20 protein-coding genes and 1 pseudogene are annotated in these 21044 nt (G+C 75.7%); 9 read left to right on the top strand and 12 right to left on the bottom strand.

What is annotated here, in order from left to right; all coding sequences use genetic code 11:
* Window positions 1-104: 104 nt before the first annotated feature.
* The gene (locus ACIPW5_RS32965) at window positions 105-509 is read right to left on the bottom strand and encodes a hypothetical protein (RefSeq protein WP_401252950.1); all 405 of its coding nucleotides are present in this window, start codon (window positions 507-509) and stop codon (window positions 105-107) included.
* 125 nt (window positions 510-634) lie between these two features.
* On the opposite strand from ACIPW5_RS32965, the gene ACIPW5_RS32960 reads away from it, so the two are divergent.
* From ACIPW5_RS32960 to ACIPW5_RS32950, 3 genes are read left to right on the top strand one after another with little or no spacing between them, the layout of a single operon-like run.
* The gene (locus ACIPW5_RS32960) at window positions 635-1411 is read left to right on the top strand and encodes an MBL fold metallo-hydrolase (RefSeq protein WP_401252949.1); all 777 of its coding nucleotides are present in this window, start codon (window positions 635-637) and stop codon (window positions 1409-1411) included.
* The gene (locus ACIPW5_RS32955) at window positions 1408-2052 is read left to right on the top strand and encodes a DedA family protein (protein WP_401252947.1); all 645 of its coding nucleotides are present in this window, start codon (window positions 1408-1410) and stop codon (window positions 2050-2052) included. Before ACIPW5_RS32960 ends, ACIPW5_RS32955 begins: the two co-directional genes overlap by 4 nt.
* Window positions 2049-2384 (top strand): MazG-like family protein, encoded by a 336-nt coding sequence (locus ACIPW5_RS32950; protein WP_401252944.1) that lies wholly within the window; start codon window positions 2049-2051, stop codon window positions 2382-2384. The genes ACIPW5_RS32955 and ACIPW5_RS32950 overlap by 4 nt, the downstream gene beginning before the upstream one ends.
* 79 nt (window positions 2385-2463) lie before the next feature.
* Here the strand turns inward: ACIPW5_RS32950 and ACIPW5_RS32945 are convergent.
* A pseudogene (locus ACIPW5_RS32945) lies at window positions 2464-2688 on the bottom strand (formylglycine-generating enzyme family protein); the annotation flags it as partial.
* 90 nt (window positions 2689-2778) lie between these two features.
* On the opposite strand from ACIPW5_RS32945, the gene ACIPW5_RS32940 reads away from it, so the two are divergent.
* On the top strand, window positions 2779-3393 hold the full coding sequence (locus ACIPW5_RS32940; RefSeq protein ID WP_401252941.1) for a helix-turn-helix domain-containing protein: 615 nt from the start codon (window positions 2779-2781) through the stop codon (window positions 3391-3393).
* On the opposite strand, the gene ACIPW5_RS32935 is transcribed toward ACIPW5_RS32940, so the two are convergent.
* The 3 genes from ACIPW5_RS32935 to ACIPW5_RS32925 form a co-directional block, all read right to left on the bottom strand.
* A complete protein-coding gene (locus ACIPW5_RS32935; RefSeq protein ID WP_401252939.1) occupies window positions 3390-4520 on the bottom strand; it encodes an MBL fold metallo-hydrolase in 1131 nt (376 codons plus the stop codon). The two genes, ACIPW5_RS32940 and ACIPW5_RS32935, sit on opposite strands and share 4 nt — an antisense overlap.
* 45 nt (window positions 4521-4565) lie before the next feature.
* Window positions 4566-5810, bottom strand: coding sequence for an aminotransferase class I/II-fold pyridoxal phosphate-dependent enzyme (locus ACIPW5_RS32930; protein ID WP_401252936.1), 1245 nt, complete (start codon window positions 5808-5810; stop codon window positions 4566-4568).
* Window positions 5811-5928: 118 nt separating this feature from the next.
* Entirely contained in the window at window positions 5929-6501 is a 573-nt protein-coding gene (locus ACIPW5_RS32925) for a TIGR03086 family metal-binding protein (RefSeq protein WP_401252933.1), read from the bottom strand.
* A 203-nt stretch (window positions 6502-6704) separates the two neighbouring features.
* On the opposite strand from ACIPW5_RS32925, the gene ACIPW5_RS32920 reads away from it, so the two are divergent.
* Window positions 6705-7526 carry a class I SAM-dependent methyltransferase gene (locus ACIPW5_RS32920; RefSeq protein WP_401253054.1) on the top strand — a complete coding sequence of 274 codons (822 nt, stop codon included), beginning with the start codon at window positions 6705-6707 and terminating at the stop codon, window positions 7524-7526.
* Between the two features lie 3 nt (window positions 7527-7529).
* On the opposite strand, the gene ACIPW5_RS32915 is transcribed toward ACIPW5_RS32920, so the two are convergent.
* The 3 genes from ACIPW5_RS32915 to ACIPW5_RS32905 form a co-directional block, all read right to left on the bottom strand.
* Window positions 7530-9503 (bottom strand): DUF5107 domain-containing protein, encoded by a 1974-nt coding sequence (locus tag ACIPW5_RS32915; protein WP_401252931.1) that lies wholly within the window; start codon window positions 9501-9503, stop codon window positions 7530-7532.
* A gap of 64 nt (window positions 9504-9567) precedes the next feature.
* Entirely contained in the window at window positions 9568-10467 is a 900-nt protein-coding gene (locus ACIPW5_RS32910; protein ID WP_401252929.1) for an arginase family protein, read from the bottom strand.
* Window positions 10468-11148: 681 nt separating this feature from the next.
* Window positions 11149-11679, bottom strand: coding sequence for a GNAT family N-acetyltransferase (locus ACIPW5_RS32905; protein WP_401252926.1), 531 nt, complete (start codon window positions 11677-11679; stop codon window positions 11149-11151).
* Window positions 11680-11713: 34 nt separating this feature from the next.
* Here ACIPW5_RS32905 and ACIPW5_RS32900 point away from each other — a divergent pair, with 34 nt between their 5' ends.
* Window positions 11714-12457: a hypothetical protein gene (locus ACIPW5_RS32900; RefSeq protein ID WP_401252923.1), complete on the top strand. Its 744-nt coding sequence runs from the start codon at window positions 11714-11716 to the stop codon at window positions 12455-12457.
* 16 nt (window positions 12458-12473) lie between these two features.
* Here ACIPW5_RS32900 and ACIPW5_RS32895 read toward each other — a convergent pair whose 3' ends face one another.
* The 4 genes from ACIPW5_RS32895 to ACIPW5_RS32880 form a co-directional block, all read right to left on the bottom strand.
* A complete protein-coding gene (locus ACIPW5_RS32895; RefSeq protein ID WP_401252919.1) occupies window positions 12474-14471 on the bottom strand; it encodes a prolyl oligopeptidase family serine peptidase in 1998 nt (665 codons plus the stop codon).
* Between the two features lie 148 nt (window positions 14472-14619).
* Window positions 14620-16074, bottom strand: a complete 1455-nt coding sequence (locus ACIPW5_RS32890; RefSeq protein WP_401253052.1) for a M20/M25/M40 family metallo-hydrolase — start codon at window positions 16072-16074, stop codon at window positions 14620-14622.
* 1 nt (window position 16075) lies between these two features.
* The gene (locus ACIPW5_RS32885; protein ID WP_401252916.1) at window positions 16076-16909 is read right to left on the bottom strand and encodes a M55 family metallopeptidase; all 834 of its coding nucleotides are present in this window, start codon (window positions 16907-16909) and stop codon (window positions 16076-16078) included.
* 183 nt (window positions 16910-17092) lie between these two features.
* Window positions 17093-17542: an SRPBCC family protein gene (locus ACIPW5_RS32880; protein ID WP_401252913.1), complete on the bottom strand. Its 450-nt coding sequence runs from the start codon at window positions 17540-17542 to the stop codon at window positions 17093-17095.
* A 252-nt stretch (window positions 17543-17794) separates the two neighbouring features.
* Here ACIPW5_RS32880 and ACIPW5_RS32875 point away from each other — a divergent pair, with 252 nt between their 5' ends.
* The 3 genes from ACIPW5_RS32875 to ACIPW5_RS32865 all read left to right on the top strand — a co-directional run bounded on the left by ACIPW5_RS32875 (window position 17795) and on the right by ACIPW5_RS32865 (window position 21004).
* Window positions 17795-18829, top strand: a complete 1035-nt coding sequence (locus ACIPW5_RS32875) for an Rv2578c family radical SAM protein (RefSeq protein WP_401252910.1) — start codon at window positions 17795-17797, stop codon at window positions 18827-18829.
* A 135-nt stretch (window positions 18830-18964) separates the two neighbouring features.
* Window positions 18965-20554 (top strand): alpha/beta hydrolase, encoded by a 1590-nt coding sequence (locus tag ACIPW5_RS32870; RefSeq protein WP_401252907.1) that lies wholly within the window; start codon window positions 18965-18967, stop codon window positions 20552-20554.
* A gap of 24 nt (window positions 20555-20578) precedes the next feature.
* On the top strand, window positions 20579-21004 hold the full coding sequence (locus ACIPW5_RS32865; RefSeq protein WP_401252905.1) for a RidA family protein: 426 nt from the start codon (window positions 20579-20581) through the stop codon (window positions 21002-21004).
* The last annotated feature ends 40 nt before the right edge of the window (window positions 21005-21044 follow it).

The following is a 21044-nucleotide window of genomic DNA, read 5'->3' as shown; positions in this document are numbered from 1 at the left end:
GGCGGGGGCGGCCGGTCGACACGGGTGGCGCACGGGAGTACGGGACGCGGCGGGGCGGTGGCCGCGCAACACCGGCACACCGGGGGCCGGTCGGGTGCCGTCCGTCAGGTGCCGTCGTAGCCGGCCGTCGGCATGGACAGCCGGCGGTGCACCTCGGCCTTCATGGCGGCGGTGTAGGCCGGCTCTTCGAGTCCCGCGGTCTCCAGCCGTACGCCGCGCCGTTCGCACTCCGCGGTGAACTCCTCGACGGAGCGCAGCGCGCGGGCCAGGACCCGGCGGTTGGGGGCGACGAACAGGTCGACCTGTCCGGCGTCCACGTCGCGCCAGAGCCCGCAGTGGTCGGTCCGCAGCCCGTAGAAGAGCAGCTGCCGGGTGACCACGTACCCCTGGTCCTCGGCCCAGCGCGCGCACATGGCGTGCTGGCCCCGGGTGTCCACGGCGAAGGGGTCGGCATCGAGTTCCTCGAGCGGGGCCAGGCTGGCGATCGCGGCCACGCGCAGCGCATCCATGGCGCCCGACCCTACTCCGATCCGGGCCCGGGGAGGAGGGGTGCGCCGGGTTCTGCTTCCTCGCGGCCGGGCAGGGATCGTCCTAGGGTCGGGGGAGCGAGGGAAGCGGAAGGGGTGGTGCGGGGGTGCCGGTGGAGATCACCTGGTGGGGTCATGCCACGTGTGCGGTACGGGACTCCGGGGTCCGGGTGCTGACCGATCCGCTGTTCGCCCGGCGGCTCGCGCACCTGCGGCGGCGGCGCGGGGCGGTGCCCCCGCCGGAGGCGGCGGAGGCGGACGTGGTGCTGGTCTCGCACCTGCACGCCGACCACCTGCACCTGCCCTCGCTGGCGCTGCTGGCACCCGGCACCCGGCTGGTGGTGCCGCGCGGGGCGCCCCGGGCGGTGCCGGGGCTGGCGCGGCTCGCGGGGGTGCGGGGGCTGGTGGTGACGGAGGTGGTCCCGGGCGAGGAGGTCGGCGTACGGGGCGGCGTACGGGTCCGGGCGGTGAGCGCGCGGCACGACGGGCGGCGGCTGCCGTTCGGCCCGCAGCGGGCGCCCGCACTGGGGTACGTGGTGCAGGGCTCGGCGCGCACGTACTTCGCCGGGGACACCGGGCTGTTCGACTCGATGGCCGAGGAGGTCGGTCCGGTGGACGTGGCGCTGCTGCCGGTCGGGGGCTGGGGGCCGTACCTGGGGCCGGGGCACCTGGACGCGGAGCGGGCGGCGCGGGCCCTGGCGGAGCTGGCTCCGGCGGCGGCGGTGCCGGTGCACTACGGGACGTACTGGCCGATCGGGATGGACGCGGTGCGGCCGCACGAGTTCCACGCGCCGGGCGGGGAGTTCGCCCGGCGGGCGGGGCAGCTGGCTCCGGAGGTGGCGGTACGGGTCCCCGGGCACGGGGAGCGGGTGCTGCTGCCGTGACGCCGTGGCGGGTGGCGGCGGACGTGGTGGGCCGGGTGCCGCCGGAGACCACGCAGCAGGCGGTCGGCTACCCGGCGTTGTTCGTGCTGGTGGCGCTGGGGGCGCTGGTGCCGGTGATCCCGACCGGGGCGCTGGTGAGTTCGGCGGCCGTGGTGGCGTTCCACCAGCAGCAGTCGCTGCCGCTCGGGGTACTGCTGGTGGTCGCGGTGGGTGCGCTGGCCGCTTTCACCGGGGACGTCGCGCTGTACTGGCTGGGGTCGCGCGGGGTGCGTTCGCGGGGCGGCTCGCGGTGGCTGGAGTCCCTGCGGGGGCGGGCCGAGCCGGAACGGCTGGAGCGGGCGCGGCAGAAGCTGGACGAGCACGGGGTACTGGTGCTGGTGCTGTCCCGGCTGGTCCCGGCGGGCCGGATCCCGGTGATGCTGGCCTGCCTGCTGGGCGGGCTGCCGCTGCGCCGGTTCGCCCGGGGGGACGCGCCCGCCTGCCTGGCGTGGGCCGCGACGTACGGGCTGATCGGGATCCTGGGCGGCTCGCTGTTCTCCGAGCCGTGGAAGGGGGTGGTGCTGGCGGTGGGCCTGACGCTGCTGATCAGCGCGGCCCCGGGGGTGTGGCGGCGGCTGCGTCCGGGCAGGGTCCGTCCGTGAACTCCGTCTCCTGGAACACCGTACGCGCCCTCGCCGACCGCTTTGAAGCGGCCGCCGCCGCCCGCGGGGTGCACCCTCCGCAGAGCCACGTGCTGCAAGTGCTGAAGATCGGCGAGGAGTTCGGCGAGGCGGCGCAGGCGGTGATCGGCGCGACGGGGAGCAACCCGCGCAAGGGGCACTCGCACAGCTGGGACGACGTGCACGACGAGGTGTGCGACGTGATCATCACCGGGATGGTGGCGCTGGCCCGGATGCGGCCCGACGCGCCGGCGTACTTCGCGGAGCAACTGGCTCTGAAGTCGGCCCGCTTCCTGCCGGACGGGGCGCCCTGACCCCACCGGATCACGGCGCGGCGGAGCGGGCGAGGCGGAATCCGACGTCGTCGACCCGGAACGTCGGGTGGCTGCGGCGGCGGGCGGAGGCGCGGCAGGAGACCCCCTCGACGGGCAGCCCGTCCCCCGGGACACTGCCCGGCCGCTCGCCGGTGATCCGGGCGTACAGGGCCTGGGTGACCGGGAACGCGCCCAGCCCGTAGGGCTCCAGCTCGACGGCCCAGCTCCGCCGGGTCCGCCGGTCGGACAGGGTCACCCGCCCCGGCGGGACGGCGATCATCCTGATGTCCGTACGGGTGTCCATGGGGAAGTGATCCTAGCGGTGCAGGCGTCCGCCGACGGGCGCGCGGCAACCCCTGTTGCCGTTTCCGGGACGGTGGGATGGAATGCCCGCATGGACGCCACACCCGACGGGCCCGCCTCGCACCGCGCCGTCCTCGACGAGGTCGGCCCCCGGCTCAGGCGGCTGCGGGACCGGCACGGGCTCACCCTGGCCGCGCTGTCCGAGGAGACCGGCATCTCCAAGAGCACCCTGTCCCGGCTGGAGTCCGGGCAGCGGCGGCCGAGCCTGGAGCTGCTGCTCCCGCTCGCCCGCACCTACCGGGTGGCCCTGGACGAACTGGTCGGGGCGCCTGCGGTGGGCGATCCCCGGGTGCGGATGACGTCCCGCGCGATGCGGGACGGCGGGACGTCGGTGGCACTGACCCAGGGCCTGGGCCCGCTCCAGGCGTACAAGATGGTCATCCCGGACCGGGGCACCGACCCGGACCTGCGCACGCACGAGGGCTACGAGTGGCTGTACGTGCTGGCCGGCCGGCTGCGGCTGGTGCTGGCCGGGCACGACCTGGTCCTCGGCCCCGGCGAGGCCGCCGAGTGGGACACCCGGACCCCGCACTGGTTCGGCAGCGCCGACGGGCGGCCGGTGGAGGTGCTCAGCCTCTTCGGGAAGCAGGGCGAGCGCATGCACGTGGTGGCGAAGCCGAAGCCGAAGCCAGGGCCGGAGACCTAGAAGGTGCGGGAGGCGCCGATCGGCAGGTCCCAGAGGTCCTCGCGGGGCAGTCCGGCGCGGGCCCAGGCGGCGCGGGCGCGGCGCAGGGGTTCCATGACCGGCTCGGCGGACAGCACGAAGGTGGCCCAGTGCATCGGGGCCATCCTGCGGGCCCCGAGGTCCAGGCAGGCCCGGACGGCCTCCTCCGGGTCGGCGTGCACGTCGCGCAGCCACCAGCGCGGGGCGTAGGCGCCGATCGGCAGGAGGGCGAGGTCGATGCCGGGGTGCCGGCGGCCGATCTCCCCGAACCAGTGGCCGTAGCCGGTGTCGCCCGCGAAGTAGACCTTCCGGCCGCGGGCCGTGTCGGTGAGCACCCAGCCGCCCCACAGGCTGCGGCAGGTGTCCAGCAGGGAGCGCTTGGACCAGTGGTGCGCCGGGACGAAGTCGAACCGTACGCCGCCCAGTTCGGCCGACTCCCACCAGTCGAGCTCGGTGACCCGGGTGAATCCCCGGCGACGGCACCAGCGGGCGAGTCCGGCCGGGACGAAGAGCGGGGTGTCGCGGGGCAGCCGCCGCAGGGTGGGGGCGTCGAGGTGGTCGTAGTGGTTGTGGCTGATCACCACCGCGTCCACGGGCGGGAGTTCCTCCCACGGCACCCCGACGGGAGTCACCCGCGCCGGGGTCCCGAGGATCCGCCGGGACCACACCGGGTCGGTCAGCACCGTCAGGCCGCCGGTCCGCAGCACCCAGCTGGCGTGCCCGGCCCAGGTGGCGGACACCGCCCCCGGGGGCACCGCGGGCAGCGGCGCGGGCTCGTACGGCAGGTCGGGGATCCCGCTGAGCCCCTCCGCCCCGGGCCGGAAGGCGCCCTCGCGGGCCAGCCGGGCGAAGGCGCGCAGTCCGGGCAGCGGGGTGGTCAGCCGGTCCGCGAACGAGCGCGGCCAGTACCGGTGCTCACCGAGTGGCCGGGGCGCGGCGGGAGCGGTGGGCGCGGTGGGCGCGGGCACGGGGGCCGGTCCGGCGGGCGCGGACGGCGTCGGCGTGGACACCCCGGATCCGGCGGGGGCCCGCGGTGGGCCCGGTGGGGCGGGGTCCCCGGGGGCGCCGGGCGGGGCGGTCGTGACGGGCGCGTCCGGCTGGTCCCTCATCGCGGAGTCTCCGTTCGGCGGCGGCCGGCCGGCGCGGGCCGCACGTCAGTCGGCCAGTCCGGCGAGCACCGACCCGAGCCGGTCGAGCGCGCCCCGGACCTGCGGCAGCGTCAGCGGGTCGGGAGCGCCCAGCGCGGCGAGCCGTTCCGGCGGGGTGGTGCCGAGCAGCGGTCCGGTCGACAGCCGCACGCGCGGCGCGCCCAGTTCGTCGGCGAAGCGCTGTCCGCCGGGCGTGGCCGTGCCCAGCCGGGCCCCGAGCCAGTCCTCCAGCTCCATCGCGTCCCCGACCCCCTGCCGGGCGAGGCCCGCGCGCAGCGGGGTGAGGTCGGCGTAGAGGTGCCGGCCCGCCTGCGGGGGCCGGGCGAGGGCGCCCGCGGCGAGCAGCACCCGGTGCGCGGCGGCGGCCACCGTGCCGTGCAGGGCGGCGGCCGCGTAGGTGCGCCCGGCGACGGCGTCGGGTTCGTCGAGGGCGTGGGCGGCGGCCACCGCGACGGGGCCCGCGACCAGCGCGCCGGTGGCGGTGAGGACGTCGAGGGTGCGGGCGCGCAGCCAGGTGCCGCTCGGGGTGCCGGGGAAGCGGACCACGGCGGCGGGCCAGCCGCCCGGCAGCAGGGCTCCGGCGAGGTCCACGAGGACGGCGGCCCGGTCGGGGAGCATCTCGGCGGGGCTCAGCACCAGCGTGTCGTGCGGCCGGTGCACGGTGTCGCGCCAGCTCTCGTCGCTGACCACGAACAGCCCGGCGGCCTCGGCCGCCTCGCAGGCCTCGCGCACCATCTCGGGCGGCGGGACGGTGGCGGTCGGGTCGTCGGCCACCGACAGCAGCAGCACGCGCGGGTCGCCGCCCTCGGCGCGGACCCGGCGCACGGTCTCCAGCAGGGCGTAGGGGTCGGGTACGCCGCCGCACTCCGCCGGGGTGGGCACGTGGTAGGCCCGGCGTCCCAGCAGCCGGACCTGCGGGGTCCACCAGGCGGGACAGGGCCGGGGCAGCATCACGTCGCCGCCGTACGCGCCCAGCAGGGCCAGCAGCAGGGCGGGCGCGCCGGGGCCGGCGGCCACGTTCTCGGGGGCGGTGGCGAGCCCGCGGCGGGCCCAGTGGCGGCAGGCGGCCTCGCGCAGGTGCTGCCCGCCGCCGGGGGGCTCGGGGGCGGCGCGGTCCGCGCCGGCGGCGAGCACGGCGGTGAGTTCCGGCAGGACCGGCAGGCCGGGTTCGGGGGCGGGCGGACCGTACCTGACGGGCCCGCGGCCCTCCGGTGCCGGGCGGCGCCGGAGCCCGGCGAGCCCTTCCGTCATGCCCTCGGCCATCCCCGACACGTGCTCGCCTTCCGCCGCCGCCACCGACCGACCTGCCCTTTATACGATTATTTACACGGAGATGCCCGTCCATCGGGACGGGCCCGTCGGCTTCCCCTCAGCCCTTCCTCCCCAGGAGGGCCAGCAGCCGGGTCTGGGCGTCCGCCCCGGCCGGCACCTCCAGCGGCTCCGCGTACATCCCGCTCGCGGCGAGCCCGTCGGCGTAGGGCATGACCTCCTTGATGGAGAACTCGACGAGGTCGGCGGGCAGCCGGTCGTCCGCGCCGATGGCCCGCGACAGGTCCCAGGCGTGCACGACGCAGTCCGCCGTCAGCTCCGAGCAGTACGCCGATCCGCGCGTGGGCCCGTACGAGAGCTGCACGGTCCGCTCCAGCGCGCCGGGCGCGGCGAAGGCCGCGTGCCCGGCGGCGGCGGCCCGCGCCCAGGCGCCGGGCGGGTCCTCGCCCAGCAGGTCGCCGGAGAGCTCGTCGCCGACCTCCGCCACCGTGCGCCCCTCGGTGAGCAGCGGAGGGACCCACAGCTGCTCGCCGGTGACGTGGTTGACCAGGTCGCGCACGGTCCACTCGGTACAGGGCGTGGCCGCACCCCACTGGGAGGCCTCCACGGCCCGCACCCTCTCGCCGAACAGCCGCAACGCGGCGGCGTGCCATTCCGGCAGCGTCTGCGGCATCGCCCTCACCGTCCTTCGCCCCGAGGTGCACCGCCCCCTGGGCCCACTCTCCTCGCCCCCACCCCTCCCTGCCACCGACCCGCCCGGTCCCCTTGCCCCACAAGAAGCGTGTCCACATGTCAAAACGCCCATCTCGAATTCCGGGCGGATCGCCTACGGTGATCACCAAGCCTTCGACGACCTTCGACGACGAGGAGTCCGCCATGAACGCCGCCCACGAGACCGCCCAGTACACCCACGGCCACCACGAGTCCGTGCTGCGCTCGCACCGCTGGCGCACCGCCGCCAACTCGGCCGCGTACCTGATCGGCGCCCTGCGGCCCGGCATGCGGGTGCTGGACGTGGGCTGCGGCCCGGGCACCATCACGGCCGACCTGGCGGAACTGGTCGCCCCCGGCGGCCACGTCACCGCGGTCGACGCGGCGGCCGACGTCCTGGAGCAGGCGGCCGCGTACGCCGCCGAGCGCGGGCTGTCCGGGGCGGTGGACTTCGCCACGGCCGACGTCCACGCCCTGCGGTACGCCGACGACTCCTTCGACGTGGTCCACGCGCACCAGGTGCTGCAGCACGTCGGCGACCCCGTGCAGGCCCTGCGCGAGATGCGCCGGGTGTGCCGCCCCGGCGGGATCGTGGCGGTACGGGACGCCGACTACGCGGCGATGACCTGGTACCCGGCGACCCCGGGCCTGGAGGAGTGGCAGAGCCTGTACCGGCGGGTCGCCCGCGCCAACGGCGGCGAACCGGACGCCGGACGACGGCTGCTGTCCTGGGCGCGCGCGGCCGGCTTCACCGAGGTGACGGCCTCGGCGACGGCCTGGTGCTACGCCACCCCGGACGAGGTCTCCTGGTGGTCCTCCCTGTGGGCGGACCGCACCACCGCCTCCTCCTACGCCTCCGTCGCCACCGAGGGCGGCCACGCCACCGCGGCGGACCTGGCCGCCGTCGCCGAGGCCTGGCACGCCTGGGGGAAGTCCCCCGACGCCTGGTTCTCGGTGCTGAACGGCGAACTGCTGTGCCGCGTCTAGCGCCTACGGGGCCGGACGCATCCTGAAGTCGTACTCCGGGGGCAGCGGGCGGTCCGTCAGGGCGGCCCACGCCTCGGACAGGGTCTCCTCCCCCTCCCGCAGGTCGGCGATCTCGAAGCCGTCCTCGAAGACCCGCCGGGCCGCGCCCACGTGACCCTCGGCGGCCAGCAGCCGGGCGGCCAGCAGCCGGAACCGGCCCTGCTCGCGCAGCGAAGGCCGCAGCCGGTCCCAGACGGCCCGCGCCGCCGCCAACCGTCGGACGGCGAGCAGGGCCGTCATCGCCTCCCGCCCCAGGGCCGCCTCGGCCGCAGCCCAGTCCGCACCGCCCCGGCCCTCCCCCGCCAGGCCCTCGAAGGCGGCCGCGTACCGGTCGGCGGCCCGCTCCGCGTTCCCGGCCAGGGCGTCGGCCGCCGCCAGGCAGCGCAGCAGCGGCCAGCGCGAGGGCGCCTGCGCCAGCCCGCGCTCCCAGCTGCGCACCGCCTGCGCGGTGTCGCCCGCGTGCCACTGGGCGACCCCCAGGTGGTACTCGGTGAGCGGGTCCGCCGGGGCGGTCTCCAGCATGTCCCGCCAGTGCGGGGCGACCAGGCCGGGGCCGGGCGGGGCGTCCGCGGCCGGGACGGGGAGGGCCCCGGTGCGCCACAGCTCCAGCCAGGGCCCCTGTTCCTGCCCCAGGGTGGATTCCGGGAAGGGGGTGCCGGGCAGCTCCAGGCCCCCGCACAGCACCTCCAGCGCGCCCCAGCCCGAGCCGTCCGCCAGCCGCTCCCCCGGTTCGGTGTCGGCGTGCCCCCGCCACGCCTTGTACGCCGCTTCCAGCGTCCCGGCCGGCAGGACGGCGTCCAGCGCCGCCGAGGCGGCCCCGCGCGCCGCGGCCCAGTCGGACCCGTGCACCGCCGAGGGTTCCGCCGACAGCGGCCCGTACGCCTCCAGCCAGCCGAACTCGGCCCCGGCGTCCAGCCGTACGTGCTCCAGCTGGGTCCGGGCCAGCCCGGCCTGGATCTCGGCGTAGCCGCCCGTACCGGGCTCCGTCAGCCACTCCTGCCACCGCCGGCCGCCCGGCCCCGAACCCCATGTAAACAGCTTGCGCCCGCGCAACCGCGCGGTGGAGGCCTGCACCAGCCCGTGCCCGTCACCGTCCAGCGCCGCGATCCAGGGCCGCTCGGCGGCCCCGCCCTCGACCTCGTAGAAGAAGTCCGCGGGATACGTACTGCCGAGCGGGTACGTCCGGTCCGCCCCCTCCCACTCCGGCACGGGAACCCGCCTCAGCGCCTTCTCGTATCCGAAGTGCCAGGCCTCCTCCGCGGGCGCCAGGACCCGCGTCCCGGCACCCTCGGGAACGGCGGTGTTGGACCACCAGTACACGGGGGCGGGCCGCTCGTGCGGATTGCGCACGCGCACGCCGACGTACAGGAAGTCCGAGTCCGCCGGCAACCACAGGTCCACCTGGAACGGCAGGTCGCGCAACCGCTCCCACTCCCACAACCGCACCATCACGCCCCCGTCGGGCGCCGGCACGAGCGCCGCGTGCAACGGAGCGCAGGACAAAGCCGTGTGCCCGGTGGCCCCGATGTTCCACTCGATGCCGCCGGAGAACCAGGCCCCGTTGAGTGCGAAGTCCGCCGGCTGGAACACCGGGTTGCGGTACAGCAGTTCGCGCCCGCTCGGCACGTGGACCATCGAGTGGATCCGCCCGCCGAGCCCCGGCAGCACGGTGACCCGCAGCCGCCCGTTCTCGATGACGACCGCCTCGAACTCCCGCTCCGTGCGGCGCCGTCCGTATCCGTCGCGGATCCGGACGGGCAGCAGGGAGCGCAGCGGCTCGTAGCCGACCTGCCGCGCCATGTCGCGGGGCAGCCCCTGCCGCGAACGCTCGTCCAGCTCGTGCACCCCGTCGGGGGCGCGCAGCGCGGGCAGCGGGTTGTCGGGGCCCAAGAGGGCGGCGGGGAGGGTCAGCAGGGCACGTCGCACGGTGGTGGCCATGGGGGAATGGAACACGCGGGTGGGCCGCGTGCACAGTGGTTCCGCACATCACCACCGGTCAGGATTACGCAAAGGCCCCCGCGACCAGGTCGGCGAGGAGAGCGCCCGCACGCGCGTCCGGATCCAGATCCGGGTCGTAGATGGTCACGTTGAGCCCCACGCACCGGGGCGACCGGGCCAGCTCGCCCAACAGCTCGCCCAGTTCCTCCGGCAGCAGCCCGCCCGGGTCGGGGCTGTCCACCGCCGGCATGACCGAGGGGTCGAGCACGTCGGCGTCGAGGTGGATCCAGAACCCCGCCGTCTCCGGCGGGTGCAGCCCCTCCAGCGCCGCCCGCGCCACCGCGCCGGCCCCGTGCTCGCGGATCTCCCCGACGGTGTGGGCCGCGATGCCGGCCGCGCGCAGCTCGGGCAGGTCCTCGTCGCCGTCGCGCAGCCCGAAGAGCCGCACGTCCTCTTCCCGCAGATAGGGCCCGAGCCCCTCCAGATCGGCCAGGGACGCCTGCCCCCGCCCGGTGGACAGCGCAAGCTCCTCGCCCCCGGCCGCCCCGACGGGCCCGTTGACGGCCTCGTTGCCGGGGTGCCGGAAGTCGGCGGATCCGTCGACGGCGGCCAGCCCGTAGCGGCCGAGGCGGCGCATCGCGAGGGCGGCGCCGAGCTGGATGGAGCAGTCCCCGCCCAGCACGACGGGGAACTCCCCCGCCCGCAGGTGTGCTTCGATCCGGTCGGCGAGGGTCACGGTGTAGGCGGCGATGGCGTCGGCGTGGAAGACGCCGTCACCCTCCTTCCACTCGCCCCGGTCGTAACGCGGCGGGACGACCACCCCGCCCTCGCGCGCGCCGAGCCGCTGGAGCAGCCCTTGCTCGCGCAGGGCGCCGGCGAGCTTGTAGACCCCGGGCACGGCTCCGGGGGCGGGCGGGCGCAGGCCGAGGTTGGAGGGGGCGTCGAGGAGTACGAGGCTTCGCATACCGCCCATCCTGTGCCATGTTCCGCTGTCGGTGCCGGGTTTTCCGCTGCGCGGGCCGCTCCCCGCCCCACCCTTCGCCCGTTCCCCGGGCTCCGCCCGGACCCCTTGCGGGGGCTCCGCCCCCCGCACCCCCGCGCCTCGAACTCCCCCAGCTACCGCTGGGAGGTACCCCCAGGCGGGGCTGGACCCCGGACGGTCGTCGGACGCAGAGACCAGAGAAGCGCGTAGCGATCTGACGCGCCCGTCGGCTCCCCGGCCTGCTCTGATCGTCATTTCGTGCAGGTAACAGCCCCAGACGGCCGCCGGACGCCGAAACGGCAGGAGCGCGTAGCGATCTGTCGCGCTCGGGTGGTCCGGGCCAGGACATGCAGGGGCCGGCTGCCCGGCGGGCCGGCCACTGGCCCCTCGCCTCATCGCAGAGGGACCCGCCCCTCCTCCTCTGGACCGTGCCGTTTCTTTGGGGGTTTCCCGGCAGTCTTTCGGCTTTCCGGGGCGGGTCGGTCTGTCAAGGGTCGCCGAAGGCGATCGCGCAGCGACGCGACGAAGGAGCGCCCTTGACAGGCCGACACGAACCGGAAGGACGATGGGACTGACGGGAAACCCCCACCCCTCCCTGAGACCGCCCAAGGGGCTACCGCCCACCCGGACACCCACCCGCACCAGGCAGCCGCCCCCGCCCCCTCACCCCGCAGCCGTCACCGCCCAGCGTTCGTGGTCGCGCCACGCTCCGTCGACGTGGAGGAACTCCGGCGAGAGCCCCTCCAGGCGGAAGCCCCGCCCGCGGACCAGGGCGATGGACGCCGTGTTGCCCGGCTGGATGTTGGCCTCCAGGCGGTGCAGCCCCAGACCGTCGACGGCGAAGGCGTACGCCAGCAGCAGGTCGAAGCCCTCCCCGAACAGCCCCCGCCCGGCGGCGTGCGCGAAGGCCCCGTAGCCCAGCGCCCCGCACTGGAAGGCGCCGCGGACGATGTTGTTGACGTTGACGAACCCGGCGATGTCCCCGCCGGCCAGCTCGCAGACGAGGAACCCGCTCCCGGCACGCTGGGCGGCGTACGGCTCGTACTCCTCCAGGGTCGAGGGCGGCGACAGCCACGGCCGGTGCAGTTCGCGGCTCTCGCGCACGCGCTCGATGAACTCCGGCCCGTCGGCGGCCCGGAAGAGACGCAGGCCGACCCTCGCACCCGTCCTCACGTACTCAGCGGAATAAGACATCGCCCCAGGTTAGGCACTGTGACAGCATCCCGCTGTGACCATCACTCCGGGCACCTCCCACGTCCTCCAAACCCCCCAAACCCCCCACACCCCCCAGCAGCTCCGCGCCGCCGCCGCCCGCAACAACGCCGAATGGTGTGCGGCCGTCTCCCGCAGCGGCCGCTTCCGCGACGCGCTCTGGTCCAGCCCGCGCCGCACCCCGCCGCTGTACCCCGACGCGGTCACCCTCGCCCCGGACGCCTCGGCCGCCGAGGTGCTCGCGGGGGTCGACACCTCCGCGCCCGGCTGCTCGGTGAAGGACAGCTTCGCCGCGCTCGACCTGGCCCCGGCCGGCTTCGAGGTGCTGTTCGAGGCCCAGTGGATCCACCGCGCGGCGGGAACGGCCGCACCCACGGGCACCCGGCTGCAGTGGGCCGAACTGGAGTCCCCCGGCGAGCTGGCGGCCTGGGAGACCGCCTGGGACGGCGAGGAGTCCACCGGCCTGTTCCACGAGGGCCTGCTGCGCGAGGGCATCGTCTTCCTCGCGGGCCGCTCCGGGGCCCGGATCACCGCCGGGGCCGTCGTCAGCACCGGCGGCGGAGTCGTCGGCGTCTCCAACGTCTTCGCCCACGACGACGCGGACGCCGACGCCACCTGGGCCGCCGCCCTCGACGCGGCCGCCCGCCACTGGCCGGGACTGCCGGTCGTCGGCTACGAGCACGGCGAGGACCTCGACACCGCCGTACGCGCCGGGTTCACCCCTTTGGGCCCGCTGCGCATCTGGCTGCACACCGCCTGAGGACCCCCGCACCCCCCTACTCCGTACGCAGCTCCAGCCGCGGCACGTCACGGCGCACGATCCCGAAGACCTGGAGGTAGAGCGACAGTTCCGCCTCCAGGGCGCGCACCATCGTGTCCGCGCGCCGGAAGCCGTGCCCCTCGCCCTCGAAGGTGAGGTACGCGTGCGGGACCGCCGGCTCGCGCCCCCGCAGGGCGGCCAGCAGGCGTTCGGCCTGTGCGGGCGGGCAGACCGGGTCGTCGAGGCCCTGGAGCAGGACGAAGGGGGCTTCGATCCGGTCGGCGCGGGCCACCGGGGAGCGTTCGCGGCACCGCACCGCGAGGGTGGCGGGCGGTCCGGCCAGCCCGTCCGTGTAGTGCGACTCCAGGTCGTGGGTCTCGGCGGCGAAGCCCCGCAGGTCGAGCACCGGGTAGATGACCGCGGCGCAGGCGTACAGGTCGGTGGCGGCCAGGGAGGCCGCGGCCGTCCAGCCGCCCGCGCTGCCGCCGCGGATGGCGAGCCGGGCGGGGTCGGCGGTACCCTCGTCGGCCAGCGCGCGGGCCACGGCGGCGCAGTCCTCGACGTCGACCACGCCCCACTGCTCGCGCAGCCGCTCGCGGTAGGCGCGGCCGTAGCCGGTGGAGCCGCCGTAGTTGACCTCGACGACGCCGATGCCGCGCGAGGTGAAGTAGGCGATGTGGAGGTCCAGTACGGGCGGTACGTGCTCGGTGGGGCCGCCGTGCGCCCACACCACGTACGGGGGCAGTTCGTCGGCGGGTGCCCGCAGGGCGGGGTGGTGCGGCGGGTAGACGTGGGCGTGGATCTCGCGGCCGCCGGGGCCGGGGAAGGTACGGCTCTGCGGCTCCGGGTAGTGGGCGGGGTCCACGGGGTCGGCGGCCCGGGCTCCGACGACCCGGGTGCGCCCGCTCACGGCGTCCAGCTCGACGACCTCGTAGGCGCTGCGCGGGCTGGCGGCGACCCCGTACACGCGGGTGCCGCTGACGGCGAGGGACGGCTGCCAGGCCGTCCAGGGCCCGGCGGCGTCGACCAGGTCGCCGGTGTCGGGGTCGAGGACGCCGAGCACCGAGGAGCCCAGCCCGTGCAGTACGGCCACCGGCCCGTCCGGCAACGGGGCCAGCCAGGTCAGCCCCGGCTTCCACAGGGCGCCGCCGAACTCCTCCTCGCGGGAGCACAGGTTGACCGGCTCGCCGCCTTCCGGGTCCACCCGGTACGGGTTCCACCAGCCGGTGCGGTCGCTGACCGCGAGCAGGGTCCCGTCGGCGGCCCACGCCACCTGGGCGACGGCCTCGTCGGGCCCGCCGAGCACGGTGCGGGGCGGGGCGAAGGTCCCATCGGAATGCACGTCCGCCAGCTGGAGTTCCGTGCCGTCCCAGGGCATCCGGGGGTGGTCCCACACCAGCCAGGCGGCGCGGCGGCCGTCGGGGGAGGGCTTCGGCCCGGTGCGGAAGCGGTGCCGGTCGTCGGTGAGCTCCCGTACGGCGGCCCGGTCGTCGGCGGCGGAGCCGTCCAGCGGTACGGCGGCGGTGACCCTGCGCAGGTCTCCCGGTCCGGGGCCGGTGAACTCCTCCAGCACGCACCAGACCTCGCCGCCGCGCAGCACCGGGTCGGCCCAGCGCAGGCCGCCGCCGACGGCCGAGACGGGGGTGAGGGGGCGCGGCCGGGGGTTGCCGGGGGCGTCGGGCTCGTACGCGTACAGCCGCTGGTCGGCGTGGTGGACGAAGACCACGACGGGCCCCCGGCCGGGCTGTTCGGCGCCCGCCCAGGGCAGGCCGCCGTATTCGGTGAGGCGGCTGCGGACGTTCCAGGGGGCGGGCAGTACCGACCGGGCGGGGCCGCCGTCGGCGGGCCGGCGCACCAGGGTGCGGCGGCCGCCCTCCTCGGGGCGGGGTTCGGTCCACCACACCTCGGCGCCGACGGTGCCCACGTACTCGGGCCGGCCGTCGTGCGCGGCGGCGTGCGCGGCGGCGATCGGGGAGGGCCAGCTGCCGTAGGGCCCCCCGACGGCGGCGGCCATCACCGGACTCCCCTCACGGGGCTCCCACCCCACGGGCTCATCACAGGGCTCCCACCGCACGGCCCCACCACGGGGCTCCCACCCCATGGCCCCACCACAGGCCTCCCACCCCACGGCCCCACCACAGGCCTCCCACCCCACGGCCCCATCACAGGGCCCGCAGCGCGCGGTCGAGGACGCGGACCCCGAAGTGCAGGGCGTCGACCGGGACCCGCTCGTCCACTCCGTGGAAGAGGGACCAGTAGTCGAAGCCCGGGGGCAGCTTGAGCGGGGAGTAGCCGTAGCCGGTGATGCCGAGCCGGGAGAACTGCTTGGCGTCGGTGCCGCCGGCCATGCAGAAGGGGATGACGTGCCCGTCGGGGTCGAAGTGCTCGACGGACTCGCGCAGGATCCCGTACGTGCGCCCGTCCACCGGGGCCTGGAGGGCCACCTCCCGGTGCTCGAACTCCCAGTGCACGTCGGGGCCGGTGAGCCGGTTGAGGGTGTCGGTGAACTCGGCCTCGCCGCCGGGGACGGTGCGTCCGTCGACGTAGGCGGTGGCGTGGCCGGGGATGACGTTGAGCTTGTAGCCGGCGCTGAGCATGGTCGGGTTGGAGCTGTTGCGGACGGTCGCCTCGACGAGGGCCGCGGCCGGGCCGAGTTTGCCGAGGAGGCCGTCCAGGTCGGTGCCGGGGGCGCGCGGGTCGACGGTGAGGCCCTGGAGGGCGGCGAGTTCGGTGATGCAGGCGGTGACGGTGTCGGTGAGGCGGACCGGCCAGTCGTGTTCGCCGATGCGGGCCACGGCGGCGGCAAGCCGACTGACGGCGTTGGCCCGGTTGGGCTTGGAGCCGTGTCCGGCGGTGCCGTGGGCGGTCAGCTTGAGCCAGGCGGTGCCGCGTTCGCCGGCGGCGATGGGGTAGAGGGCCTGGCCGGGCCGGGGGTGCACGGTGAAGGCCCCGGATTCGCTCAGGCCCTCCGTACAGCCTTCGAACAGGTGCGGGTGCTCGTCGGCGAGGTAGCCCGAGCCGTCGACGGCACTCGCCTCCTCGTCGGCGGTGTAGGCGATGACGACGTCCCGGCGGGGCCGGACGCCGTGGCGTGCCCAGGCGCGCACGACGGCGAGCACCATCGCGTCCATGTTCTTCATGTCGACGGCCCCGCGGCCCCAGACCACGCCGTCGCGGACCTCTCCGGAGAAGGGGTCGACGCTCCAGTCGGCGGCCTCGGCGGGGACCACGTCCAGGTGTCCGTGGACGAGGAGGGCGGGGGCGGAGGGGTCGGTGCCCTCGATCCGGGCGACCACGTTGGTGCGGCCAGGGGTGCGCTCCAGCAGCACGGGGTCGAGCCCGGCTCCGGCGAGGCGCTCGGCGGCGTACTCGGCGGCGGGCCGCTCGCGGCAGTCGCCGCCGCCGCGGTTGGTGGTGTCGATCCTGATCAGGCCGGAGGTGAACTCGACGACCTCGTCGAGGGCCGTCCCGTCGATGCAGGCTCCGACGCCGGCTCCGTCGACGCGGGTCCCATCGACCCGGGTCCCATCGGCACGGGTCCCATCGACACGGGTCCCGTCGGGGCCCGCGGCTGCTTCGTGGGCGGTCCCTCGGGGAGCGCCTTCCACCCGGTGCATGTCAGCCATACTGCTCCTCCACGGCCGCCGAGACGACCGTCGTGACCGCCTTGAAGGTCCGGATCCCCTCGTACATCGTCCCGCTGGTGTACGCGACCCTGCGTTCCCCGGAACGTTCGACGCCCGGGACGACGGTCGCGGCCATCGAGAGGTGCTCGGCGTCGAACTCGACCTCCACCGCGTAGGGGCCGCCGCGCACCGGCTCGTGGCGGACGGCGAGCTTGGCCGCCTCGGTGGCGGCGGCGCGGATGTCGGCGGCGGTGCGGGCCGGGGTGCGGCAGACGGCGGCGTAGCGCGAGACGTGGTCCTTGACGGCGACGGTGCGGGCGTCGGGGGCGTATCCGGCGGCGTCGGCGCAGGTCAGGTCGTCGCCGGTGACGAGGATGACGGGGACCCCGTACTCGGCGACCACGTGGGCGTTGAGGACGCCCTCGCTGGCGCGCAGGCCGTTGAGCCAGACGCCGGTGATGGAGTTGGCGAGGTAGGTGTGGGCGAGGACCCCCTCGCTGCCGGCGCCGGTGTGGTAGCCGACGAAGGCGATGCCGTCGACGTCGCCGTGCTGGACGCCCTCGACCATGGAGAGGGACTTGTGGCGGCCGGTGATCATCTCGGCGCGGGCGTCGAGCTTCTCCAGGAGGAGGTTGCGCATGGTCCAGTGGGCCTCGTTGACGAGGACCTGGTCGGCGCCGCCGTCGTAGAAGCCGAGGACGGCGGCGTTCACGTCGGAGGTGAACATGCCCCGGCAGCGCTCCCATTGCGGGGTGCCGGGCAGCACGTCGGCCGGCCAGGTGACGCCCGTGGCGCCTTCCATGTCGGCGGAGACGAGGATCTTCATCGGGCCCCCGGTGGGTCGGGTCGCGGAGCCCCACCCTAGCCGCCCGGCGGGCTCGGGGCCCCGGACCACGCCCGGGACCGGGGCGGGCTGCGCGGCGGGTCGCGGGGCGGCCCACCCCGGCCGGGAATTCCACCCGAACCGGTGAGCCGTCCCCGGGCGTTGTCCCGCCGGGGGCCGGTCCCGTCAGGCGCCGGCCTTGACTTCCTCGGCCAGCTTGTCGAGCACGGTGTCGTAGATGCGGCCGAGGCCCTTGGGGGCGAAGGTCCGCTCGAAGAAGCCGCCGATGCCGCCCGCGCCGTTCCACACGGTGCTGACCACGGCCCGGGAGCGGCCCTCGCCGGCGGGGGTGACGGTCCAGGTGGTGACCATGGAGGAGTTGCGGTCCTTCTCCACGAGCTGGCCGTCGGTGGGCTCGGTGACCTCCAGCAGGCAGTCGCGCACGCGCTTGCTGGTGGCCTGGAGCTTCCAGTGGACCAGGGTGCCCTCGCCGTCCCCGCCCTCGCGCACCTCGTACTCGCTGAAGTGCTCGGGGAGCAGCTTCTTCCGGGTGCCGGTGTAGTCGGCCAGCGCGTCGAACACGGTGTCCGCGTCGGCCTCGATGATGCGCTCCGTGGTGGCCTCGACCTGCGCCATACCTGTTCCTCCAGCAGTCGTGAACGTTGCGGCGCAAGCCAATCACCTCCGGGGCGGGCGCCCAAATCCGCCGTCCGCCGCCGGACCGCCCCGGCCCGGGGCCGCATCCCCGCCCGCAGCACGGTCCGCGGCCCGCCGGGAGACCGCCGGGGCACCACCCGAGGCCCGCCGGGAGACCGCCCGCGACCGCCGCCCGCACGATCATGGGAACGTTTGTTCTATTCTCGGGTCCCCGTCACCGAGGAGGCATCCATGCGCTGGGACCATCTGACCGGGGCGCCGGGCAGCGGTCCGGCCGCCCTGTTCGCGGCCGGCTCCGTCGTCACCCGCACCTTCGACACCCCCGAGTTCCGCGGGATGACCTTCCACGAGGTGCGGGCCCGTTCGATCGTCAACCGCGTGCCCGGGGCCTCGCGGATGCCGTTCGAATGGACCGTCAACCCCTACCGGGGCTGCAGCCACGCCTGCGTCTACTGCTTCGCCCGCAAGACCCACGGCTACCTCGACCTCGACACCGGGACCGGCTTCGACTCCCAGATCGTCGTCAAGGTCAACGCCCCCGAGCTGCTGCGCCACGAGCTGGCCGCGCCGCGCTGGAGCGGCGCGCACATCGCGATGGGCACCAACGTCGACTGCTACCAGCGCGCCGAGGGCCGCTACCGGCTGATGCCCGGGATCATCGGGGCGCTCCGGGAGCGCGCCAACCCCTTCTCGATCCTCACCAAGGGCACGCTGATCCTGCGCGACCTGCCCCTGCTGCGGCAGGCCGCCGAGGCCGCGGAGGTCGGCGTCTGCGTGTCGGTCGGGTTCACCGACACCGCCCTGTGGCGGACCGTCGAGCCCGGTGCCCCCTCACCCGCCGCCCGGCTGGCCGCCGTGCGGGCCCTGACGGACGCGGGCCTGGAGTGCGGGGTGCTGATGGCGCCGGTGGTCCCCTTCCTCGGCGACTCCCCCGAGCAGCTGCGGGCGACCGTCCGGGCGGTCGCCGCGTCCGGGGCGGCCTCCGTGACACCCCTGGTACTCCATCTGCGGCCGGGGGCGCGCGAGTGGTTCACGGCCTGGCTCGGCCGGCACCACCCGCACCTGGTCGCACGGTACGAGCGGATGTACGCGGGCGGGTCGTACGCGCCCACCTGGTACCAGCGCCGAATCACCCGCCAAGTCCACGAACTCGCGGCCGAATTCGGCATCGGGCCCGCCCGGCGCGGGCAGCTGCGGGCGGCCGGCGCACCGGAGCGGACGGCCGTCCCGGCCCCGGCCGGACCCACTCAGCTGACCCTGCTGTGACCCCGCCACGGGCGGCGCCCGTGACCCGGACGCCTCCCGACGGGTCATCACATCGGGCCAATGCGCCGCCCAATCCCGTCTTCCCGCCACGGTTTCCGGGACGATTCCGCCCAGAACCCTCGGCTGGGAGGCCCCATGCTCCACCCCTCGAAGCTGCGCCCCGCGAAGAAGCGGGCCGCCGTCCTGCTGGCGATCTCCACCGTCGCCGCCGCCCTCGCGACCCCCCTCGCCGCCGCGCCGGCCGCGCCCGCCGAGGCGCCCGCCCCGGCCGCCGCCGGGCTGCGCTGGACCGGCTGCGCGACCCCCCGCTACCCGACGCTGCAGTGCGCCTCCCTCAAGGTCCCGCTCGACCACGAGCAGCCCGCCGGGCGGCAGATCGCCCTGGCCCTGACCCGCGTCCCGCACACGGCCGCCACCTCTCAGGGGCCGCTGCTGGTCAACCCCGGCGGCCCGGGCGGCAGCGGGCGCGCGCTGGCGGGGTTCATCGCCTCGGCCCTGCCCAAGGACGTGGCCGCCCAGTACGACGTGATCGGCTTCGACCCCCGGGGCGTGGGCAAGAGCGAGCCCGCCCTGGACTGCGGGTCCGGGCACTTCACCCCGGTGCGTCCCGACTCGGTGCCGCGCGACCGGGCGACCGAGCGGGCCAACCTGGAGCGGGTGCGGTCCTTCGCGGTGTCCTGCCAGGAGAAGCACGCGGACGTGCTCCCGTACATCGGCACCGTCTCCGCGGCCCGCGACCTGGAGGTGCTGCGCACCGCACTGGGCGCGCAGAAGCTCAGCTATTTCGGCTACTCCTACGGCACCTACCTGGGCGCGGTGTACGCCAAGCTCCACCCGGACCGGGTGCACCGGCTGGTGCTGGACTCCGTGGTCGACCCGGGCGGCGTCTGGTACGAGGACAACCTCGCCCAGGACCAGGCCTTCGACGCCCGCCACAAGGCGTTCCTGGCCTGGGTGGCCCGCTACGACTCCACGTACCACCTGGGCACCGACCCGGCCCGGGTGGAGGAGCGCTGGTACGCGATGCGCGACGCGCTGCGCTCCGCCCCGGCGGGCGGGAAGGTGGGCCCGGCCGAGCTGGAGGACACGTACATGCCGGGCGGCTACTACAACGGCTACTGGCCGTCCCTGGCCGAGGCCTTCGCGGCGTACGCGGTGAAGCAGGACCCGAAGCCGCTGGTGGCGGCGTACGAGCGGCTGGGCGCGGTGGAGCCGTCGGCGACCAACAGCTACAGCGTGTACACGGCGGTGCAGTGCCGGGACTCGGCGTGGCCGCGGGACTGGAACCGCTGGCGGGCCGACATGTGGCGCACGCACGCGAAGGCGCCCTTCATGACCTGGAACAACGCCTGGTACAACGCGCCGTGCGCGTTCTGGCCGACGCAGCCGCTGGAGGCTCCGGACGTGACGAACACGGCGCTGCCGAAGGCGCTGCTGTTCCAGGCGACGGAGGACGCGGCCACCCCGTACGAGGGCGCGGTGAGCATGCGGGACAGGCTGGCGGGATCGGCTCTGGTGGTGGAGGAGGGCGGCGGCAACCACGGCATCGCCCTGAGCGGCAACAAGTGCCTCGACGAGAAGCTGTCGGCGTACCTGAGGACGGGTCAGGCGGCGGACGCGACCTGCCCGGCGCAGCCCGCTCCGCAGCCGGCCGCGGCCACCCGCGCGGTCCCGCCCTCGGCGGGCGGGGCGGCCCTGCACGGGCTGCTGGGCTTCCGCGGCTGAGGCCGGGCGGGCAAGATCGTCCGCATGACTCCTGCTGCGCATGACGCCGACCACCTCACCCGCATCGCCGCGCCCGAGGGCGTCAGCCCCGGCACCGGCTACAGCCACGTCGTCTGGGGCACCGGGCGGTTCGTGGCCGTCTCGGGGCAGTGCGCCTTCGACGAGAAGGGCGCGGTGGTCGGGGAGGGAGATCCGGCCGCGCAGGCCCGGCAGGTGTTCGAGAACCTGCGGCGGTGCCTGGCGGCGGCCGGGGCGGGCTTCGAGGACGTGGTGAAGCTGACGTACTTCGTCACGGACGTGGCCCACCTGCCCGCGGTGCGGGCGGCCCGGGACGAGGTGATCGCCGCGGACCGGCTGCCGGCCTCCTCGGCCGTCCAGGTCGCGGCCCTCTTCCGCCCCGAGCTCCTGCTGGAGGTCGAGGCCTTCGCGGTGGTCCCGCCGACCGCCTGAGGGCCCCGCGCCTCATTCGCCGGCGGGGCTGATTTCAGCC

This window comes from Streptomyces sp. NPDC090077 (assembly GCF_044747545.1).
In the GTDB taxonomy this organism is placed as follows: domain Bacteria; phylum Actinomycetota; class Actinomycetes; order Streptomycetales; family Streptomycetaceae; genus Streptomyces.
This window is presented reverse-complemented; position numbering and strand designations above follow the sequence as displayed.

Bases quoted from the DNA above. Each gene is read 5' to 3' on its own strand.
- ACIPW5_RS32965 (WP_401252950.1), bottom strand. From the start codon at position 509: ATGGATGCGCTGCGCGTGGCCGCGATCGCCAGCCTGGCCCCGCTCGAG.
- ACIPW5_RS32940 (WP_401252941.1), top strand. From the start codon at position 2,779: ATGGACGCCACACCCGACGGGCCCGCCTCGCACCGCGCCGTCCTCGAC.
- ACIPW5_RS32935 (WP_401252939.1), bottom strand. From the start codon at position 4,520: ATGAGGGACCAGCCGGACGCGCCCGTCACGACCGCCCCGCCCGGCGCC.
- ACIPW5_RS32930 (WP_401252936.1), bottom strand. From the start codon at position 5,810: ATGACGGAAGGGCTCGCCGGGCTCCGGCGCCGCCCGGCACCGGAGGGC.
- ACIPW5_RS32925 (WP_401252933.1), bottom strand. From the start codon at position 6,501: ATGCCGCAGACGCTGCCGGAATGGCACGCCGCCGCGTTGCGGCTGTTC.
- ACIPW5_RS32920 (WP_401253054.1), top strand. From the start codon at position 6,705: ATGAACGCCGCCCACGAGACCGCCCAGTACACCCACGGCCACCACGAG.
- ACIPW5_RS32915 (WP_401252931.1), bottom strand. From the start codon at position 9,503: ATGGCCACCACCGTGCGACGTGCCCTGCTGACCCTCCCCGCCGCCCTC.
- ACIPW5_RS32910 (WP_401252929.1), bottom strand. From the start codon at position 10,467: ATGCGAAGCCTCGTACTCCTCGACGCCCCCTCCAACCTCGGCCTGCGC.
- ACIPW5_RS32905 (WP_401252926.1), bottom strand. From the start codon at position 11,679: ATGTCTTATTCCGCTGAGTACGTGAGGACGGGTGCGAGGGTCGGCCTG.
- ACIPW5_RS32895 (WP_401252919.1), bottom strand. From the start codon at position 14,471: ATGGCCGCCGCCGTCGGGGGGCCCTACGGCAGCTGGCCCTCCCCGATC.
- ACIPW5_RS32890 (WP_401253052.1), bottom strand. From the start codon at position 16,074: ATGCACCGGGTGGAAGGCGCTCCCCGAGGGACCGCCCACGAAGCAGCC.
- ACIPW5_RS32885 (WP_401252916.1), bottom strand. From the start codon at position 16,909: ATGAAGATCCTCGTCTCCGCCGACATGGAAGGCGCCACGGGCGTCACC.
- ACIPW5_RS32880 (WP_401252913.1), bottom strand. From the start codon at position 17,542: ATGGCGCAGGTCGAGGCCACCACGGAGCGCATCATCGAGGCCGACGCG.
- ACIPW5_RS32875 (WP_401252910.1), top strand. From the start codon at position 17,795: ATGCGCTGGGACCATCTGACCGGGGCGCCGGGCAGCGGTCCGGCCGCC.
- ACIPW5_RS32870 (WP_401252907.1), top strand. From the start codon at position 18,965: ATGCTCCACCCCTCGAAGCTGCGCCCCGCGAAGAAGCGGGCCGCCGTC.
- ACIPW5_RS32865 (WP_401252905.1), top strand. From the start codon at position 20,579: ATGACTCCTGCTGCGCATGACGCCGACCACCTCACCCGCATCGCCGCG.